Source organism: Methylobacterium sp. Gmos3, from assembly GCF_056430985.1.
The window spans coordinates 148,083-165,709 of record NZ_JBWJYL010000003.1; the positions used below are offsets into that span (position 1 = coordinate 148,083).

Annotated in this window: 16 protein-coding genes; 7 read left to right on the top strand and 9 right to left on the bottom strand. The window is 70.0% G+C overall.

The window, feature by feature from the left end; genetic code table 11:
• Nucleotides 1-194: 194 nt before the first annotated feature.
• The 3 genes from ACS5Q7_RS06980 to ACS5Q7_RS06990 form a co-directional block, all read right to left on the bottom strand.
• Nucleotides 195-1,382, bottom strand: coding sequence for a glycosyltransferase family 4 protein (locus tag ACS5Q7_RS06980; RefSeq protein ID WP_478338695.1), 1,188 nt, complete (start codon nt 1,380-1,382; stop codon nt 195-197).
• A 120-nt stretch (nt 1,383-1,502) separates the two neighbouring features.
• Nucleotides 1,503-2,186, bottom strand: a complete 684-nt coding sequence (trhA, locus tag ACS5Q7_RS06985; protein WP_478338696.1) for a PAQR family membrane homeostasis protein TrhA — start codon at nt 2,184-2,186, stop codon at nt 1,503-1,505.
• A 150-nt stretch (nt 2,187-2,336) separates the two neighbouring features.
• Complete coding sequence (locus ACS5Q7_RS06990; RefSeq protein ID WP_478338697.1) at nt 2,337-3,449, bottom strand: COX15/CtaA family protein; 1,113 nt, start codon at nt 3,447-3,449, stop codon at nt 2,337-2,339.
• 155 nt (nt 3,450-3,604) lie between these two features.
• On the opposite strand from ACS5Q7_RS06990, the gene ACS5Q7_RS06995 reads away from it, so the two are divergent.
• Nucleotides 3,605-3,808, top strand: a complete 204-nt coding sequence (locus tag ACS5Q7_RS06995) for a DUF2842 domain-containing protein (protein ID WP_478338698.1) — start codon at nt 3,605-3,607, stop codon at nt 3,806-3,808.
• Nucleotides 3,809-3,916: 108 nt separating this feature from the next.
• Nucleotides 3,917-4,252: a hypothetical protein gene (locus ACS5Q7_RS07000; RefSeq protein WP_478338699.1), complete on the top strand. Its 336-nt coding sequence runs from the start codon at nt 3,917-3,919 to the stop codon at nt 4,250-4,252.
• A gap of 6 nt (nt 4,253-4,258) precedes the next feature.
• On the opposite strand, the gene ACS5Q7_RS07005 is transcribed toward ACS5Q7_RS07000, so the two are convergent.
• Entirely contained in the window at nt 4,259-5,320 is a 1,062-nt protein-coding gene (locus ACS5Q7_RS07005; RefSeq protein WP_478338700.1) for a polysaccharide deacetylase family protein, read from the bottom strand.
• A 263-nt stretch (nt 5,321-5,583) separates the two neighbouring features.
• Between ACS5Q7_RS07005 and ACS5Q7_RS07010 the strand changes: the two genes are divergently transcribed.
• A complete protein-coding gene (locus ACS5Q7_RS07010; protein ID WP_478338701.1) occupies nt 5,584-6,714 on the top strand; it encodes a GNAT family N-acetyltransferase in 1,131 nt (376 codons plus the stop codon).
• Nucleotides 6,715-6,720: 6 nt separating this feature from the next.
• Here the strand turns inward: ACS5Q7_RS07010 and ACS5Q7_RS07015 are convergent, their stop codons facing one another.
• Nucleotides 6,721-9,057 (bottom strand): lipopolysaccharide biosynthesis protein, encoded by a 2,337-nt coding sequence (locus ACS5Q7_RS07015; protein ID WP_478338702.1) that lies wholly within the window; start codon nt 9,055-9,057, stop codon nt 6,721-6,723.
• A gap of 185 nt (nt 9,058-9,242) precedes the next feature.
• Here ACS5Q7_RS07015 and ACS5Q7_RS07020 point away from each other — a divergent pair, with 185 nt between their 5' ends.
• The gene (locus tag ACS5Q7_RS07020) at nt 9,243-9,821 is read left to right on the top strand and encodes a polysaccharide biosynthesis/export family protein (RefSeq protein WP_478338703.1); all 579 of its coding nucleotides are present in this window, start codon (nt 9,243-9,245) and stop codon (nt 9,819-9,821) included.
• Here ACS5Q7_RS07020 and ACS5Q7_RS07025 read toward each other — a convergent pair whose 3' ends face one another.
• Both ACS5Q7_RS07025 and ACS5Q7_RS07030 read right to left on the bottom strand, forming a co-directional pair.
• Entirely contained in the window at nt 9,822-10,382 is a 561-nt protein-coding gene (locus ACS5Q7_RS07025) for a hypothetical protein (RefSeq protein WP_478338704.1), read from the bottom strand. It abuts the gene before it with no gap.
• 132 nt (nt 10,383-10,514) lie between these two features.
• Nucleotides 10,515-10,763 carry a hypothetical protein gene (locus ACS5Q7_RS07030; protein ID WP_478338705.1) on the bottom strand — a complete coding sequence of 83 codons (249 nt, stop codon included), beginning with the start codon at nt 10,761-10,763 and terminating at the stop codon, nt 10,515-10,517.
• A gap of 260 nt (nt 10,764-11,023) precedes the next feature.
• Between ACS5Q7_RS07030 and ACS5Q7_RS07035 the strand changes: the two genes are divergently transcribed.
• Nucleotides 11,024-11,251, top strand: a complete 228-nt coding sequence (locus ACS5Q7_RS07035; protein ID WP_478338706.1) for a hypothetical protein — start codon at nt 11,024-11,026, stop codon at nt 11,249-11,251.
• A gap of 3 nt (nt 11,252-11,254) precedes the next feature.
• Here the strand turns inward: ACS5Q7_RS07035 and ACS5Q7_RS07040 are convergent, their stop codons facing one another.
• Nucleotides 11,255-12,325: a hypothetical protein gene (locus tag ACS5Q7_RS07040; RefSeq protein ID WP_478338707.1), complete on the bottom strand. Its 1,071-nt coding sequence runs from the start codon at nt 12,323-12,325 to the stop codon at nt 11,255-11,257.
• A 26-nt stretch (nt 12,326-12,351) separates the two neighbouring features.
• A complete protein-coding gene (locus ACS5Q7_RS07045) occupies nt 12,352-15,390 on the bottom strand; it encodes a penicillin-binding protein 1A (protein WP_478338708.1) in 3,039 nt (1,012 codons plus the stop codon).
• A 602-nt stretch (nt 15,391-15,992) separates the two neighbouring features.
• On the opposite strand from ACS5Q7_RS07045, the gene ACS5Q7_RS07050 reads away from it, so the two are divergent.
• Both ACS5Q7_RS07050 and ACS5Q7_RS07055 read left to right on the top strand, forming a co-directional pair.
• The gene (locus tag ACS5Q7_RS07050; protein WP_478338709.1) at nt 15,993-16,637 is read left to right on the top strand and encodes an MBL fold metallo-hydrolase; all 645 of its coding nucleotides are present in this window, start codon (nt 15,993-15,995) and stop codon (nt 16,635-16,637) included.
• Nucleotides 16,638-16,641: 4 nt separating this feature from the next.
• Nucleotides 16,642-17,610: an aldo/keto reductase gene (locus ACS5Q7_RS07055; RefSeq protein ID WP_478338710.1), complete on the top strand. Its 969-nt coding sequence runs from the start codon at nt 16,642-16,644 to the stop codon at nt 17,608-17,610.
• The last annotated feature ends 17 nt before the right edge of the window (nt 17,611-17,627 follow it).

A 17,627-nucleotide genomic window follows, 5' to 3' on the forward strand; every position in this document is an offset into this window, starting at 1 on the left:
ACCATGTCGCCTGAGGCTCGCACGGTTGTTTCACAGAATGCTTAAAGCCGGGGGTTGTGGCTCCCGGTCATCGTGACAAGGCCGCCAGTGCATCGATCCAGACGAAGGCTTCAGCCGTGTCTGGAAAAATTGATGCAGAAACAAGGAGCTAGGGCAGAGACGCGTGAACGGAGTGAGTGCGTCACTGAACTAGGTCAGGCGGTCTCCGTGGCGCCGACTACGACCACCTCGCGCGACTTGGCGCGGATGGTGGCGGCGTAGCCGGACAGCACCTCGGCGCCCATCCGCTCCAGCGAGAAATGCAGCCGCACGGAATCGCTGAGCGCCCTGAAGCGCGCGGCGCGCTCGTCGACGGGTTCGTCGAGCACGCCGGCCATCGCCTGTGCCAGGGCGTCCGCGTCGCCGGCCGGCACGAGGCGGTTGGCGGCGGGACCGAAGATTTCCGGCATTCCGCCGACATTGGTCGCGACCATCGGCTGCGCGGCGGCGGCGGCTTCGAGCACGACGTAGGGCAGCGACTCGGCGAGCGAGGGCACGACGAGGATCTGGCCGCGCGCCAGGACGGAGCGGATCGGCTGCGCGGGTTCGAAGGCGACGGCATCGGCAATGCCGAGGTTCTCCGTGGCTTCACGCAGGGCCGCCTCGTCCGGGCCGGAGCCCACCATCAGCAGGCGGATGCCGCGCCCCTGCGCCCGCAGCCGGGCGAAGGCCTCGAGCAGGAACGGCAGGCCCTTCGCCTCGCGCAATTCGCCGACATAAAGAAGGTCGTAGCGCTCGGCGGCGGGGGTGAGGGGAGCGAATTCGGCCTCGCCGAGACCGTTATGGACGATCCGCGTGATCCGCTCCGGGCCGCCGACGAAGGCGCGGTGGCGCCCGGCGACGAAGTGGCTCTCGAACAGGAACACGTCGGTCCGCCGGGCGAGCAGACCCTCGGCGGCCATGTAGAGCCGGTGCAGGGCGCTGCCCGGGCGGTAATTGTAGCTGCCGCCATGGGGCGTGTAGGCGCGGATCACCGGCCGCGCGGAGGGCGCGAGCCGGGCATAGACGCCGCCCTTGGCGCCATGGCCATGGAGCACGTCGGCACCCATCTCCGCTGCCCGGTCGCGGACGGCGAGCAGCGCGGTACGGTCCGACAGATGCGGGTTGCGGCGCATCGGCAGGCGCCGCACGCCCAGCGCGAGATGCGGGGCGAGTGCCGCGAGCGCCCGCTCGGCCTGCGCCCCACCGGTCGTGGAATCGCAGACGATGCCGACTTCATGGCCGCTGGCGGCCTGGAGCCGGGCGAGATCGGACACGTGGCGGAACAATCCGCCCACGGGCGCGCGGAACACGTGCAGGATCCGCAGGCGGGCGGGCGCATTGCTCGAAGTCAGGAATGCCACGGCAGGTTCCTCGGCCTAATGCCGCGAAACCTGCTCTCGTGCCGATGTGCGGTGTATTAAAGCGTCTCGCACCGCCGGGAAATTCGGCAGCGACAGTTAAACGGTCCTAAACGAGTCCGTTCAACCGAGCGTGATGCCGCGCAGGCTCGACCAGATCGTGCCGTAGTGACAGGCGGTGGCGATGAGGACGAAGGCGTGCCAGATCGCGTTCTGGAAGGGCAGGGTGCGCCAGACGTGGAACACCACGCCGATCGAATAGAGCGCGCCGCCGATGGCCAGCAGCCACAGGGCGGTTGGCTGAAGCGCGGCGATCACCGATTCATAGGCGAACAGGCCGCTCCACCCGAGGATCAGGTAAAGGGCGATGGACAGGCGGTCGAACCGGCCGGGCAGGAACAGCTTCACGGCAATGCCGATCAGCGCCACCACCCAGATCACGGCGAGCAGCCCGTAGGCGACGGGGCCGGAGCCGACCAGGATCACGAGGGGCGTGTAAGTCCCCGCGATCATCAGGTAGATCAGGGCATGGTCCGCCCGGCGCAGCAGCCACTTGCGCGGCCCCACCGGATAGAGATTGTAGGTCGCGGAGACGCCGAGCATCAGCACCAGGGCGCACGCGTAGACGAAGAGTGCGGCCTGCGCCCCGAGGGCGAGGTGCGCGCTCACGGCGGTGAGCATCAGGGCCCCCGCGCCGAGCACACCGAAGGCGACCCCCAGGCCGTGGATGATCCCATCGGCCAGTATTTCGCGGGGGGTGTAATTCCACGTCAAAGTGAGCGGACGGCCGTCATCTGTGAGGGACATCGCGGAGCCTCCTGCACAACGCGCAGGAGTGTAATCCTGAAGTGATTATCCCGTTCCACAGTAAGACTGCGCAATAAGGAACCAACCTGAGTTTATCGTGGATAAGCAGTGTTTTGTGCCCTGCGGCATGAATGTCGCAGGGCGAAAAGCTTACGCACCCCGCGCCGCGAGGCCCCGGTAAGGCCGTTCCGTCGCCCTTCTGGCCACGAGACCGGCCGGCACGCCCCGGCTGAGGCGGGCATGGACCGTTGCGGCGGTCAGCACGGCCATCGCCATCACCTGGTGCGCCAGCGCCGCCCAGAGCGGCACGGCCAGCAGCAGGGTCGCGATGCCGAGCCCGGCCTGGGCGAGGACGAAGGCCGCGACCACGAGCGCCCGTCTTGCGGCAGCGGTGCCGCGCGCCGCGATCACTGCGTCGGCGGCGTGCAGCAGGGCGACCGCGAGGAGCAGGTAGGCCACGAGGCGGTGGTCGAACTGCACGAGCATGTGGTTGTCGACGAAGTTTTCGATCCAGGGAGTCACGGCGAACAGGTGATCGGCGGAGGGGATCAGCACGCCGTCCATGTCCGGCCACGTGTTGTAGACGAGCCCGGCATGGGAACCGGCGACGAGGCCGCCGAGGAAGATCTGCGCCAGAACCAGCGGGGGCAGGAGGAGCGCCGTGGCCCGCAGGCGCGACGGCGCCGGGGCGAGCGTGCCCGGCCGCTCGCCGGACGCGAGCCAGACGAGGCCCGCGAGGATCAGGCTCGCCGTCGTGAGATGGAGCGCGAGTTTCAGCGGCGCGACGGCGGTCATGCCCGGCTGTAGGCCGGAGGCGACCATGATCCAGCCGATGGCGCCCTGCAGGCCGCCGAGGACACCCAGGGCCAGCAGGCCCCAGCCGAGGCGGCGGCGGATCATCCCCTTCCACCAGAAGACGAGGAGCGGCAGGAAGAAGACGAGGCCGAGCAGCCGCCCGAGCAGGCGGTGGCCCCATTCCCAGCCGTAGAGCACCTTGAAGGCCGAGAGGCCCATGCCCTGATTGAGGATGTTGTATTGCGGCGTGTCGCGGTACTTGGCGAACTCGGCGGCCCAATCGGCCTCGGAAAGGGGCGGGATCACGCCCGTGACCGGCCGCCATTCCGTGATCGACAGGCCCGATCCGGTGAGCCGCGTCGCCCCGCCGACCGCCACCATGGCGATCACTAGGGCCGCGATCACCGCGAGCCACAGGCGCACGGCCGAGGATGCCCCGCCCGCCGCTCGATCCGGTATCGCGCCCATCTGGTCCTCCGCGCCATGGATGCGCCGGGGTTAAGGGATCGGCCGGGCGTGGGCAACGCGCGCGGCGCCGCATCCTCGCCCGCGCGGCATCGCGCCGGTTGCTTCCGCCCCATCAGGGCGTTAGCCCCTCGCGGAGGTGAAGCGAGGAGGGGGCGATGCCGCGACGCTGGCGCGTGCTGATCGGGACGGTGGCGATGCTGACCTTCGTCTGCCTCTACGCGCCCATCGCCATGGCGCTCGCCGACAGCCGCATCGCCGAAACGCCGGCCGCGATCCAGGCTGTCCTCTACTCCATCCTCGGCATCGGCTGGATCGTGCCGCTCATGCCGCTGATCAAGTGGATGGAACGGCCCGATTAGCGGGTGCGGGGCCGCACGCCCCCTCGTTTTTGCCGCACTCGCAGCCGAGACAGAGCTTGAGCGATTCGCACCTCGCGATCGCGCGCCCGTCCCGTGAGTTTCGGCTGCATGTCTCAAGCGCGTATCGTTGCGTCGATCCTGTGCCTCGTCCCGTTCGCCGCCCTGGCGCAGGGGACGCCCCGGAGCATCGGAGAGTGCGAGCGCCTGAAGAACGACCTGGCCTACAACCAGTGCCTCGCGATGTTCGGCCCGGCGGCGAAGAACGTCGCGGCGGGTTACGCCTCGGTCGACGCCGCCGCCGCGCCGGCCCTGCCGGAGGCCACCCCCGCCGAGCTGCAGCCGGAGGCCGACGCCGCCCCCCGTCGGGGCCGCCGCTACCGCCGCCACGGGCGGCAATATGCGATGTTCTCCACCGGCGAGTACCGCCGTCACCGCCGCCGCTGAGGCGGCTCAGGCGACGTTGAGTCGCCGGCCCCGGTTCCAGGCGAGGAACGGCACGCCGGAGAGGAGCCCCGCCAACGCCTCGCGCGTCTGGTGGCAGCCGTTCACCGAAACGCGCGGCAGGGCATGCAGATGCCCGGCATGGCCGGCGAAGAGGTGCCCCGGCCTCGTCGTGACGGCGGTGGCGAAGCCCTGGCTGCGTGCCAGGGCGAATTCCCGCGCGCCCGCCGAGGACGGATCGCCGACCGGATAAGAGAAGTGCCGCACCGGCCTCCCGAGTTCGGCCTCGATCCGCGCCCGTCCCTCCGCGATTTCGCGGGCGGCCTCGTTCACGGGGTGCTTGGCGAGCATCGGATGGCTCACCGTATGCGCGCCGATGGTGACGGACGGATCGCGGGCGAGGTCGCGCAGCGCGTCCCAGCCGAGGCAGAGATCCTGCGCGAGCAGGCCCGGCTCCAGCCCCGCCGCGCGGCAATGGCCGGCGATCTCGTCGAGCAGGCGAGCCTCGTCGCCCCCGCGCAGGTCGCGATAGAGCGCCTCGAAGGCCATGGCCTTCTCCTGCGGGCTGCGGGCTGGCAGGTCGACGCCGCGCCCCCCGAGGATGACGCGCACGCTGTCGAGCCGCGCCACCGCGCGTTCCAGTTCCACCCACCACAGCCGGCCGCGCCCATCGGCGAAATCGGTGGTGACGAACAGGGTCCAGGGCACGCCGTGCCGCGCCAGCACCGGCCGCGCATGGGCGATGTTGTCGCGGTAGCCGTCATCGAAGGTGAGCACCGCGAAGGGCGGGCCGTAATCCGGCCGGGTCAGGCGCTCGGGCACCTCGTCGAGCCCGATCACCTCGAAGCCCCGCGCGTCGAGTTCGGCCAGCGTCGCATCGAGGAAGTCGGGGGTGATCGAGAGCAGCCGGTTCGGCGAGAAGGCCTCCGGCGGCGCCGGATCGACCCGGTGAAAGGTGAGGATCAGGCCGAGTCCCTGGGTCGCCGGGGCGAGCCAGCGGTCCGCGCCCGTCGCCGCGACCGCGCGAAACCCCGCCTCGAACATGCGGTGCTTGGCGCGGGAGGACAGCATGGCGGGAGGTCCGGGCGCCGGGAAGCCCCGGCCGGACAGGACTTTCCCGCCGCCGCGTAAAGAATCCGCAACTATGCGTTACCCAAACCGCGCGATTGCAGGCGACGGTTGGTGCATTCGTGCCGGTGGTAAACCCTCGCTTCAGGCGCTCCGCCTCAGATCGTCCGGCCTTGGTGGAGGGGACGATGGCGGCGATCGTGCACGGGCCAATCGAGCGGAGAGTCGGGAATGACGCCATCAGGTCCGCGCCTGGCGTCGTCCCGATGCTGAGCGCCGAGATCCTGCCGAGCCTCGGCGCGGCCGAGCCGCTGTGGCGTGCCTTCGAGGCCGCGCCGGATTGCTTCGCCTCGCCCTATCAGCGCTTCGCGTGGGCCTCCGCCTACCTGCATGAGACGGGGGTCGCGGCGCAGGCCCGCGTGGCGATCCTGCGCGATCAGGCGGGACGCGTCCGGATGCTCATGCCCCTGGTGGTGCAGACGCGGCACGGGCTCACCCTCGCCCGCTCGGTGGGGGACACCCACGCCAATTACCATCTGCCGCTCTTCACCCGCGACACCGCCGCCGTGCCCCCGGAGGAAGTGCAAGCCGCCCTCGTCGCAGCGGGGGGCGGTGCCGGCATCGACGCCTTCGCCTTCTCGCATCAGCCGCGCCTGTGGGAGGGCACGCCGAACCCGCTGGCACGGGGCGGCGAGCCGGAGGCCAGCGATGCCTACGGTCTCGTCCTCGGGCCGGATCCGGAATCCACCCTCAAGCGCGTGTTCAGCGCGGATGCGCGCAAGAAGCTGCGCTCCAAGGAGAAGCGGCTGATCGAGGCGCTCGGCGAGATCGCCTATCATCGGGCGAGCGATGGCGAGGAGGCTCGTGCCATCCTCTCGGCCTTCTATCGCCAGAAGGCGGCACGCTTCGCCGGCATGGGCATTCTCGATCCCTACGCCCCGGAGGCGATCCGCCGCTTCCTCGAACGGGCCGCATCGGGCGACGATCCCGCGATGGAGGTCCACGCCCTGCGGGTGGTCGCGACCGGGCGTGTCCTGGCGGTGTTCGGCGGCGCGGTGAACGCCACACGCTACAGCGGGATGATGACGTCCTTCGAGGCCGACCCGGAGGTGAGCCGGTTCAGCCCCGGCGACCTGCTGCTTCATCACCTCGTGCGCGAGCAGACGGCACGGGGGCGGATGAGCTTCGACCTCGGCGTGGGTGAGGCCCGCTACAAGGCGAGCATCTGCGACGAGACGATCGCGCTGGTCGAGACCGTTTGGCCGGTGAGCCTGCGGGGGCACGCCTTCGCCCTGATCCGCACGGGCCTGACACGGCTGAAGCGGCGGGTGAAGGGCGATCCCCGCCTCTTCGCCGCCGCTTCGCGCCTCCGTTCGGTCCTTCGCCGGAAGGGCTGATGCCGCTCACGCCGCCTTGAGGTGGAAGTCGGCGAAGGTCGTGTGCTCCTCCACCTCGGCCGGGGCTTCGGCACTCGGCCGGTCCTGGGCGATCAGCACCTGACCGGCGCCGGCCTCCAAGGCCGTGGCGTAGAGGTCGGCCAGGGTCTCGTCGGCCGGGTCGGCGTTGGAGGCGATCACCACGCTGTCGGCCAGCGTCGCCACGAGACCCAGGATCTCGGCGGCCTCCGGCTGCGGGCGCAGGTGGCAGACCACCCAATCGTAGGCCTCGGCCATGGCTTCCAGGGTGAAGGCCAGGGCGCGGGGCTCCTCGAACAGGGTTCCGGCCGGGGCGATGCCGGCGGCGACATGGTGCGCGCCTCCAGGACCGTCCGCCTGGATCGCCTCCACGAAATCCGCATCGCCGCAGACCACGTCGGTGAAGCCGGGCTGCTCGGTCGCGCCGTCCGGGCCGGCGAGATCCACCACGAGGACGCTTCCGCTGCGGCCGAAGGCGGTCGCCAGGGCACGCGCCAGGGTCGGCATGACGGCGTGCTCGGTCTCCATCAGCACGACCATCCGGCCCTCCGGGGCGCCGGCGATGTTCGGGCGCCGCGACAGGCGGTCGATCAAGGGCGTCAGGTCGAAGCCGTCCGCAGGCGCGGCCTCGGCGATCCTGGCGGCCACGGGGGCCGGCTCGACCGTCGCGATGGGCGCGTCCTCGGTCGTTTCGACATCGGAGCGAGCGATCTCGACCGAGGGCTCGTCCACCGGCTCCGGCTGGGCCTCGGTCTCGGCGAGGAGGGGCTTCGCCTCGGAGGCGACCGGCTCGGCCCAATCCTTGGCGGGCATCGCCTCCGGGAACAGGAACGGATTGGCGGCGACGGGGGTGAAGGCCTCTGCCTCCTCCTTGCGCTCCTCGCGGCGGGTCCGAACCACCTTGCCGGGCTCCTTCAGCAGGGCACGGGCGAGCACGCCGCCGATGCAGAGCAGCAGGGTCAGCAGGGTGGCGAAGCCGACGATCGGCACCTTCTTCGGGAAGGAGGGCAGGGTCGGCGTCACCGCCCGCGAGACGATCCGGGCATCGGCCGGAGCGGCGCTCTCGGCGTCGCGGGCCGAGGCCTCGCGGAACCGGCCGAGATAGGATTCGAGCTGCTCGCGCTGGACCTTCGCCTCACGCTCCAGCGCGCGAAGCTCGATCTCGCTGGCATTGCCCTTCACCACCACGTCCTGCTGGCCGTCGACGGCGGCCTGCAGGCTGGTCACACGCGCATCGGCGATCTTGGCGTCGTTCTCCAGGATGCGCACGGCGCGCTCGGCCGCGTTCTTGATCTGGGCGTCGAGGTCTTCGAGCTGCGCCTTCAGCTCCTTGATGCGCGGATGCGCCGGCAGGAGCGAGCGGGATTCGAGGGCCAGTTGCGCCCGCACGGTGATCCGGGTCTCGATGGTGCGCCGGAGCATCTCGTTGTTGGCGACCTCGGTGATCTCGTAGGCGCGGCCGTCCTTCAGGAGGTCCTTGATGGCGGCGGCACGGCCGGCGATGTCGGCGCGCAGGACGCGGGCCTGCGACAGCTGGCTCGACAGTTCCGAAAGCTGCTGCGCGGTGAGCGGCTGACCGGCCGGGCCGGCGGTGGCGACGAGGCCGTGCTTGGCGCGGAAGGCCTCGACCTTCGCCTCGGCCTCGGCCACCTTGCGGCGCAAAGCCGTGATGTTGCCGCCGAGCCAGGTCGAGGCGTAGCGGGCGGTGTCGACCTTGTCGGCCGACAGCGAGGCGAGATAGAGCTGCGCGACGGTATTGGCGGCTTCCGCTGCGAGCGCCGCATCCTTGGACCGGAACTCGACGGTGATGATCCGCGACTTCCCGGCGGGATAGACCAGCAGATGCTCGAAATAGGAATCGATCACCCGGTCCTCGGCGGGCCGGTCGAACGGGTTCGGGCCGATCCCGAGCAGCATCAGCGCCTGCTGCACCGGGCCGATGCCATCGGCCGTGGCGTCGAATTCGGGATTGCCCACGAGCTTGAGCCGCTTGACCGCCTCGCGGGCGATGTCGCGGGACATCATCACCTGCACCTGGCTCGCCACCGCCTGCTCGTCGATGGGGGCAATGCTCTCCGGCCTGTCCTGCGCCGTGCGGGTGAAGGCCGGCTCGCGGCTTTCCAGGATCAGCTTCGCCTCGCCGGTATAGCGGGGGGAGACGACGTTCACGAACACGCCGGCGCCGAGGGCGACGAGGGTGGTCGGCACGACGATCCAGGCCAGGGACTTGCGCAGGATCTGAGGGACCTGCGCGACATTTACGCCGTCGTTGCGCCGTGCCGCCCGGAATGCGGAGGCGGTTGTACGCATTCTGATCCGGGACATGGGCAGCTCTTTACGCAGAAGTGGTGCGGACGGCCTTGAAGCCGCAACCCACATTTGAAAGCGTTAAGGTTGCTTGAGCGTTAATCGCGCCACGAATTCTATCGAGACCGGTTTTCGGGCGTTCGGATAGGGTTCGTTAACCTTAACACCGTACCAGCGGTTGCATCGACATTCTTAACACGGCGATGGTGATGAACCGGCGCGCACTTGTCTTCGCACTCGGCACCAGCCTCGCACTCGGAGGCTGCCTGCGTCCCGATTTTCGGACCAGTGAGCTCGACGCAACCGGCACTGGCTCGATCAGCGCTCGCTATACGCTCGCGGCCGGCGACCGGCTGCGGGTCATCGTATTCGGGCAGGACAACTTGTCGAACATCTACACCGTGGACGGCGCGGGCAAGATCGCGATGCCGCTGATCGGCACCGTGCAGGTCGGCGGCCAGACGACGGGCCAGGCGGCGCGCGCCATCGAGGGCAAGCTGTCCTCGGGCTTCGTGCGCGAGCCGCATGTCACCGTCGAGATGGACGCCTATCGGCCGTTCTACATCCTCGGCGAGGTGACGACCTCGGGTCAGTACGCCTACGTCAACGGCATGACCGTCGAGACGGCGGTGGCCATCGCGGCGGGCTTCAACCCGCGTGCCGCCCGCGACTACGCGGTGCTGACGCGCACCACGTCCTCGGGCCTCGTCTCCGGCATCGTGCCGATGACCTATCCGGTGCGCCCCGGCGACACGATCGTCGTCAAGGAGCGCTTCTTCTGATCAGGGCGTCGTCCGCCAGGGACTGATCACGCGGATCTCTTCCGAGCGGGCGACCTGCGCCTTCGCCTCGTTCTTGGCGGGCGCCGCCTTGCGCATCCGCGAGACCATCCGTCTCGCCTCGTCGGCGGGAAGCGCTCCCGCCGGCGTGGTCATGGAGGCCAGGAGCTGGCGCGTCTTGCGATCGACCATCGCCGAGCGCCGCACCGGCTCGAAGTCGCTCATCGTGTGCTGGCGCCCGGTGCGCCCGGCGAAGACCTGGGCGCCGGACTTGAACACCACGATGTCGCCGGGCCGCAGGGTCTCGTCCTTCAACAGGGCGGCCGCCGGGCCGTTGCTCATGTCGAGGGGCTGCTGGCGCTCGCTGACATGGATCTTCACCGGCAGGGCGGCGTAGCGGGTCTTCAGCCTGTGCCGGCCGAAGCCGAGATGGCGCGACCGGGCGACCGGCTGCTGGCCGAGATACGGGTTCACCGCAGGGGCCGGCAGCGGCGCCTGCGGCGCGGGCCTCGCGCCGAACAGCATTTCGAGGAAACCGCCCTCGGCGGCATGGACCGTCGCCATCGGGGCAGCGGTGCAAACGACAATCGTGATCGCGGCGACGCGCGCCGCCCTTGCAGTCCGAGATGGCATCCGCCCCGCTCCGGTTGCGCCGCTTCGCCGCTACAACCTAGGCGGGTATCGGGTGGTTCCGGGTCAGGCCGGGGCGACCTGCTCGCCCTCGCCGATGCAGTCCAGGGCGCGCTCGACCGCCGAGATCGCGTCGAGGAGATGTTGCACCGTGCGCTCGACCTCGATGGGCGGGCGGCCGGTGGCGGAGGCACGGGCGCTCACGTCCTCAAGCTGCTCCAGCAGGGTGAGGAGGTCTCCGGCGACGGCGACGACTTCGCAGCGGGCGAGTGTCGCGACGGCCGGACGCGGGCGGAAGGGCAGGACATTGCTCATCGCCAGCCCTTTTCGCCCGAAACCGGACCGCTTCGCCAGGGGGGAGGGCGCCGCGGCCCACACTTTGGCGCCGGCCCAGGCCCGAAAGCGGTGGAGTGGTTTGTTTTCCGTGGCCGAAGAGCCTCGCAGGTGCCTCAAACCGCTTCACCGATTGGGAAGAAGCCTTGACGCGGGACGCCTAGGCCTGACCTTGCCGGCTTCCGCCCGTTAAGGTCGGCTAAGCGGCCGGTCTTCGTCCGCCATTCCCATCGGGGTTCGCGATGCGTCTTCTCCACATTACCCTCGCCGCCGTCGCGGTCATCGTTGCGCCCCTGGGCCTCTGCGCGTGCTCCAGCACCGATAGCGATCGCGGCAGCGGCCTCGCCGAGTCCTTCAGCCTCGACAATTACCGGGCATCCGGCAACACGAACGGCACGCAGACCCGCCGCGACGTCAACCGCGCCTACACGCAGCCCTCGCTGCCGACCATCGCCAACCGCGGCATGTGAGCCTCAGCGCTTGCCCACCGCGTCCGCGAAGGCGGCGATGCGGTTCCGGGCATAGACTGGCAGCCCGGCGCTGATCGAGTTGCCGGTGTTGAAGGTCGACTTGCCCATCAGAACCTGCGCCGGCAGCAGGTTCTTCAGCACCGGCACGCGCGCGTACTCGGCCTTGCGGTCGAGGACGTCGCCCTTGATCGCCAGGGCGACGTAGGCGGTGACGATCGTCTTCTGCGGATCGTTCGGCATCGGCTGGAACACCGCCAGGAACTTGCCGAACCGCAGGATCTGGTTGACCCAGAAGATCGTCTGTTCGAGCCCGCCCGCCGGAGGTGTCTCGATCTTGGTGAGCGCCGTGAGCGAGGCCGCCTGGGTCGGATCGAGCAGGCGCAACTCGCTCTGGAACGAGACGAACTCGGCGATCTTCTTGGCCGAGCCCTCTTCGAGCTTGTTGGCGAGCCGCACGCCGAGCGGCAGCTTGCCCTCCAGGTCGTAGCGCGACTCGATGCAGGCCGAGGCACCGTCGCACCAGGGCTTGTCCGGCCGCTGCGCGAAGGCGGCGGCGGGGTCCTTCGTCGGCGTCACGTCGGCGGGGGTGATCGTCCGGTGCTTGATCGCCGGGTCCATCGCCTGGACGAAGCCGAGATTGGCGAAGGCCTTGAGGTCGATGGCCTCGGCCGGGCGCGCCACCACGAAGCGGCCCTCCGCGACATAGACCTTCAGGGTCTCGTGCCGAGGCTTGCTCACGCCGTTCAGCGTCACCGTGTAGTCGGGCTCCTTGTAGCCGGGATAGGGCGAGAGCGCCTGCGCCTCGGCGGGCCGCGCCTTCAGCCAGTCGAGATAGGGGATCAGCCCGCTCTCGACCCCGCCGGCCTTGTCATGATGGTCGGTGAACAGGATTTCGCCCGGCTTCAGCGACGCCGGATCGACCGCCACCACCGAGGGCACCTCGCGGATCCGTCCCGCGGAGGCGGGGGCTGGCGCGGTGTTGGCGGCGGGCGTCGTCTGCGCCAGCGCGGGTGGGCACGCCGCCCCGAGGCTCAGGGCGAGAACGAGGGCGGCAGGTTTCTGCGGACGCGGCATTGTCATCTCGGACGGAAGGTCGGGCGTCAGTAGCCGGGATCGTCGCCGAACAGGTAGTCGGGATCGCGGCGCCGGGGGCGACGAGGCGCATCGTCGTCGCCGAAGGGGGAACGGTTGGTCTGGCCGGGCCAGGGGCGATACGGATCCTCCGTGCCGCCATAGCCGTAGGAATCGGCGCCGGCCCGCCGGCTGCGCTGCTGCGGCGCCGGCCGGTCGCCGAACGGGTCGAGGAGATCGGGCCGGGGGCGCTCGCCGGTCATGTTCCCGAAGACGTCGCCCGCCACGTCGGCGCCATCCTCCGAGCCGGCGAGATCGCCGTCGTTCGAATCGGGCCGCATGGCGTAGAGCGTCTCGCGCGGCACCAGCTTGTAGCGGGTGTCGGCCATCTGGCCGCCGCCGCCCGTGCGGAAGTGCTCGATGAAGCTGCCCGCGCCGGGCGTGCCGCTGCGCGGGTCGATGGCGATGTCGGCGATGAGCGGCCGCGCCTCCGGGGAAGGGCCACGCAGGGGCGTGCGCGGCACGCCGTTCGCCCAGGCCGCCTGGAAGATCGCCCCGGCGATCGGCACGGAGACATGGCCGCCGGTCTGGCCGCGCCCGAGGGTGCGGCGGGTGCCGTCGGCGTTGTCGTAGCCGACCCAGACCACGACGGTGATCTCGTTCGAGAAGCCCGCGAACCACGCGTCGTTCTCGTTCTCGGAGGTGCCGGTCTTGCCCGCGACGCTGTTCGAGATCTTGGCGAGGGCGGCGGCGGTGCCGTGCTGGGTCACGCCCTGGAGCATGGTCTTGAGCTGGTAGAACGCCACCCGGTCGGCCGAGCCGATCCGCACCGGCTCGCGGTTCGGATGGGTGAAGACCGGCTTGCCGTCGCGCTCGACCGATTCGAGGGCGTAGGGCGTCGGCCGCACGCCCTCGTTGGCGACGGCGGCGTAGAAGCCCGCGAGGTCGAGCATCCGCACCGGCTGCGCGCCCAGCACGAAGGGGTAATAGGGCTCGCACTCGGCGTAGATCTGCGCTTCGAGGGCGATGTCGCAGACGCGCTTGAGGCTGTCCGGTGCCTTCGGGGCGATGCCGCCCTGAAGCAGGCGCGCGGTGACGAGGTTCTTCGAGAATTCGAGGCCCCGGCGCAAGGTCGTCGGCCCGGCGCCGCCGCCCTCGTAGTTCTTGGGCGACCAGGAATCGCCGACGCCTCCGATGGGCGGCAGGGTCACGGGGCTGTCGAGCACCAGGGTGTTCGGCTGCAGCCCGGCATTCAGGGCCGCGAGATAGGTCAGCGGCTTCAGGGTCGAGCCCGGCTGGCGCACCGATTGGGTCACGCGGTTGAGCTGGCTCATCGGGTAGGAGAAGCCGCCCGCCATGGCCAGGATGCGGCCGGTCTTGTTCTCCAGCACCAGGGCCGCACCCTGGACGGTGGGCTTCACCCGGATCTGCGCCCGGGGCGTCCCGCGCCCCTCGGTGAGCTTCACCCGCACCACGTCGTAGGGCTGGAGCTTGCCGCGCGCGATGCCGGGATCGAGGGTCGCGACGCGCCCGTCCTCCAGACCGACCTTCACCGCGCCCTTGCCCCCGTCGAGGACGATGGCGAGGGGCCAGTGCACGTCGTAGAGCGAGGGCCGGGCGCTCTCCAGTGCCCGCTGCCAGGCCGGCTTGCCGGCGACGAGGGCCGGGGCGGCCTTGCCCTTGCGGGTCGTCTTGGTCGCTTCGGGCTTGGTCGCTTCGGGCTTGGCCCCCGTCACCGCCGGGGCGGCCTGGGGCGAGGCTTCCGGCGCGGGCGCGGCGGATTCGATCCGGCGGACGCTGTCGGCGAGGTTCAGTTCCGGGCCCGTGAACGTCTGGCGGCCGGTGGAGCGCTCGTAGTTGGCGAGACCGTCCTGCAACGCGGTTTCCACCGCGCGCTGCAAGGGTGCGTTCACCGTCGCCTTCACGGTGAAGGAGGCGGAGGTCAGGCTGTCGAGCCCCGCCACGGTGCGGGCTTCCCGAGAGAGATAGTCCACGAGGTAGAAGCCGGAATCGCGCCGCGCGATCTCGACGGATTTCAGCCCGAGATCGGCGGCGTTGGCCTTGGCCAACTCGGCCTCGGTGATGACGCCCTCTTCCTTGAGGCGCGCGAGCACGTAGCCGCGGCGCTCGCGAGCGCGCTCGGGATATTTGTCGGGGCTGTAGAAGTTCGGCCCCTTCGGCATGCCGGCCAGCAGGGCGGCCTCCGGCAGGGTGAGGGCGCCGACCGGCTTCCCGAAATAGCTCTGCGCCGCCATCTCGATGCCGTAGGCGCCCCGGCCGAGATAGATGCCGTTGAGGTAGAGGCCGAGGATCTGCGGCTTGGTGAGCAGCTTCTCCAGCCGCGCCGCGACGATCATCTCGCGGATCTTGCGCTCGTAGGTGACGTCGTCGCCGACGGAGAGGTTCTTCACCACCTGCTGCGTGATGGTGGAGCCGCCGGCCGGGCGCCCCGGCGAGGCGAGGTTGGCGATGAAGGCGCGGATCACCCCGCGCTCGTCGATGCCGTGGTGGCTCTCGAAGCGCTTGTCCTCGGCGGCGATGAAGGCCTTCTGCACCAGGGTCGGCACGGCGGTGATCGGCACGACGAGGCGGCGCGCGTTCGGCTCGAAGGTCTCCGCGAAGGGCTTGCCGGAGGCGTCGAGGATGCGGCTCATCCCCGGCAGCGCCTTGTCGCGCAGGGTCTCGGCCGCCGGCAGGTCCTTGGTCGCGTTGTCGTAGAACTCGATGACCGCCTTGGCATCGAACGGCGAATTCGGCGGGTCCTCACCCTTGCAGAACTGCTTGTAGCTCGTGTTCAGCTCGTTGAGGTCGAGCCCGTGCAGGATCTTCGGCGCCGATGGGCCGGCGACGCTGGTCGGATCCTCCATCGCCGTCGAGATCAGGTCGTCGAGGTTGATGTCCTCGATGTCGAAGGCCTTGCGCATGTGGGCGCAGCCGTCGCGCAGGATGCGCACCACCTCCGGCCCGTCCTTGGCCGGGTCGAACTGCGTCCGCAGGGAATCCGGCCGCGTCGTCACCTGACTGAGCGTCAGGGCCGTCGCGAACAGCTTGATGAGGATGATGTTCATACAGGCCGGTACGGCGGATCGCGGGGCGCAGGGGACGTTGGGGCGTCCGGCCTGAACAGGGCGTGCACAACGCGGCTGTTTTATGATGGGCGGGCTTACGTGGTGGACCGCAAGGGGGTGGGCTTGTGGCCGCGCTCCGCCGCGGATAGGTTCCGCGCCCCGGACAGAAAAAAGGCCGCCCCAGAAGGAGCGGCCCGAAGTCTAGGGAGGAAACGCCCAAGAAGGGCAGCAGGACCGCGACGCCATCGCGTTCCTGCGATGCAACAGGTACGATGACGCGCCGCAGCAATCAAGGCGCGGTGCGTCGAGCCCGCATTGCGCTGAGTGCATGGCTGGCGCAGATCCCGGTCCCGGCACGGCGTCCGTGGGTGGTGGGGGCTGTCTCTGCCGTCTTTTGCATCCTCCCGCCGTCATTGCGAGCGAGAGCGAAGCAATCCAGCCGGCACCGCCTCATCCGGAGAGGTCTCGCCCTGGATTGCTTCGGCTCCGCCTCGCAATAACGGCGGAGGGTGAGGCGGCCGACGGTGCAACAGCCGAGGGTGCGGCGGGCGATCCGGCCCTATATGAGGGACACATCGTCCGATCATTCACGAGCCCGCCTCATGCCTGGAACGCCCCGCGCCGGGATCATCCCGGTCACGCCCTTTCAGCAGAACTGCACGCTGATCTGGGACGACGCCACCAAGGTCGGCGCCGTGGTAGACCCCGGCGGGGATCTCGACCGGATCCAGGCGGCCATCGCCGAGCAGGGCGTGACCGTGGAGAAGATCCTTCTCACCCACGGCCATGTCGACCATGCGGCGGGCGCGGACGAGCTCCGCGAGAGGCTCGGCGTGCCGATCGAGGGGCCGCACCTCGCGGACAAGTTCCTCCTCGACTCCCTGCCAATGACGGCGGCGCAATACGGTCTCGAACCGGCCCGGCCGGTGACGCCCGACCGCTGGCTCGACCAGGGCGATACGGTGCAGGTCGGCGAATTGACCTTCGACATCCTGCACTGCCCCGGCCACTCGCCCGGCAGCGTGGTGTTCGTGAGCCGCGACGCACGCTTCGCCCTCGTCGGGGACGTGGTGTTCAAGGGCTCCATCGGCCGCACCGATCTGCCCGGCGGCAACCACGAGCAGCTGATCCGCGCGATCAAGGAGAAGGTGCTGCCGCTCGGCGACGACATCGCCTTCATCGCCGGCCACGGCCCCACCGGCACGCTCGGCGAGGAGCGCGTCTCCAATCCCTTCCTTCAGGGCTGATCCTATGGACAAGCGCCGCATTGGCCGTTCCGACCTCACGGTCGCCCCGTTCTGCCTCGGCGGCAACGTCTTCGGCTGGACGGCGGACGAGGCCACGTCCTTCGCGATCCTCGACCGGTTCGTGGACCAGGGGTTCGACTTCATCGACACGGCGGACGTCTATTCCCGCTGGGCGCCGGGCCATAAGGGCGGTGAGTCCGAGGCGGTGATCGGCCGTTGGCTCGCGGCCCGGCCGGGGGCGCGCGACAAGATCGTGCTCGCCACCAAGGTCGGCATGGACATGGGCGAGGCCGGCAAGGGCCTGTCCGCCGCCCATATCGAGCGCGCCTGCGAGGCGTCGCTGCGGCTGCTCCAGACCGACCGGATCGATCTTTACCAGTCTCATCTCGACGATGCCGAGGTGCCGTTCGAGGAAACGCTGCCCGCCTACGACCGGCTCGTTCGCTCGGGGAAGGTGCGGGCCATCGGCGCCTCGGACTACGCCGCCGGCCGCCTGTCGCAGGCGCTGGCGGTCTCGCGGGACAAGGGCCTGCCGCGCTACGAGTGCCTGCAACCGGAATACAGCCTCGCCGCCCGCGATTACGAGGCCGAGCTGGAGCCGGTGTGCCGGTCCGAACAGATCGGCGTCATCGGCTACTTTTCCCTCGCGGCGGGCTTCCTCACCGGGAAGTACCGCGAGGCGGGATCGGCCACCGGCCGGGCGCGGGAGAACCGGGTCTCGCCCTATCTCAACCCGCGCGGCTTCGCCCTCCTCGACGTGCTCGACGCCGTTGCGGGAGAGCACGGGGCGAGCCCCGCCCAGGTGGCGCTCGCCTGGATCATCGCCCGGCCCGGCATCACCGCGCCCATCGCCAGCGCGACCTCCGTGGCGCAACTGGACGAGCTGCTGGGCGCCGCGCGCCTGACGCTCTCGCCCGAGGCCGTGACCCGTCTCGACGCGGTCAGCGCAGGTGGGATTGCCGAGAAGGGCTGACGCCACCCCTCGTACCC

Coding starts and splice junctions, on each gene's coding strand:
- trhA (WP_478338696.1), bottom strand. CDS start 2,186: ATGTCCCTCACAGATGACGGCCGTCCGCTCACTTTGACGTGGAATTAC.
- ACS5Q7_RS06990 (WP_478338697.1), bottom strand. CDS start 3,449: ATGGGCGCGATACCGGATCGAGCGGCGGGCGGGGCATCCTCGGCCGTG.
- ACS5Q7_RS06995 (WP_478338698.1), top strand. CDS start 3,605: ATGCCGCGACGCTGGCGCGTGCTGATCGGGACGGTGGCGATGCTGACC.
- ACS5Q7_RS07000 (WP_478338699.1), top strand. CDS start 3,917: ATGTCTCAAGCGCGTATCGTTGCGTCGATCCTGTGCCTCGTCCCGTTC.
- ACS5Q7_RS07005 (WP_478338700.1), bottom strand. CDS start 5,320: ATGCTGTCCTCCCGCGCCAAGCACCGCATGTTCGAGGCGGGGTTTCGC.
- ACS5Q7_RS07010 (WP_478338701.1), top strand. CDS start 5,584: ATGCTGAGCGCCGAGATCCTGCCGAGCCTCGGCGCGGCCGAGCCGCTG.
- ACS5Q7_RS07015 (WP_478338702.1), bottom strand. CDS start 9,057: ATGTCCCGGATCAGAATGCGTACAACCGCCTCCGCATTCCGGGCGGCA.
- ACS5Q7_RS07020 (WP_478338703.1), top strand. CDS start 9,243: ATGGTGATGAACCGGCGCGCACTTGTCTTCGCACTCGGCACCAGCCTC.
- ACS5Q7_RS07025 (WP_478338704.1), bottom strand. CDS start 10,382: ATGGCGACGGTCCATGCCGCCGAGGGCGGTTTCCTCGAAATGCTGTTC.
- ACS5Q7_RS07030 (WP_478338705.1), bottom strand. CDS start 10,763: ATGAGCAATGTCCTGCCCTTCCGCCCGCGTCCGGCCGTCGCGACACTC.
- ACS5Q7_RS07035 (WP_478338706.1), top strand. CDS start 11,024: ATGCGTCTTCTCCACATTACCCTCGCCGCCGTCGCGGTCATCGTTGCG.
- ACS5Q7_RS07040 (WP_478338707.1), bottom strand. CDS start 12,325: ATGCCGCGTCCGCAGAAACCTGCCGCCCTCGTTCTCGCCCTGAGCCTC.
- ACS5Q7_RS07045 (WP_478338708.1), bottom strand. CDS start 15,390: ATGAACATCATCCTCATCAAGCTGTTCGCGACGGCCCTGACGCTCAGT.
- ACS5Q7_RS07050 (WP_478338709.1), top strand. CDS start 15,993: ATGCCTGGAACGCCCCGCGCCGGGATCATCCCGGTCACGCCCTTTCAG.
- ACS5Q7_RS07055 (WP_478338710.1), top strand. CDS start 16,642: ATGGACAAGCGCCGCATTGGCCGTTCCGACCTCACGGTCGCCCCGTTC.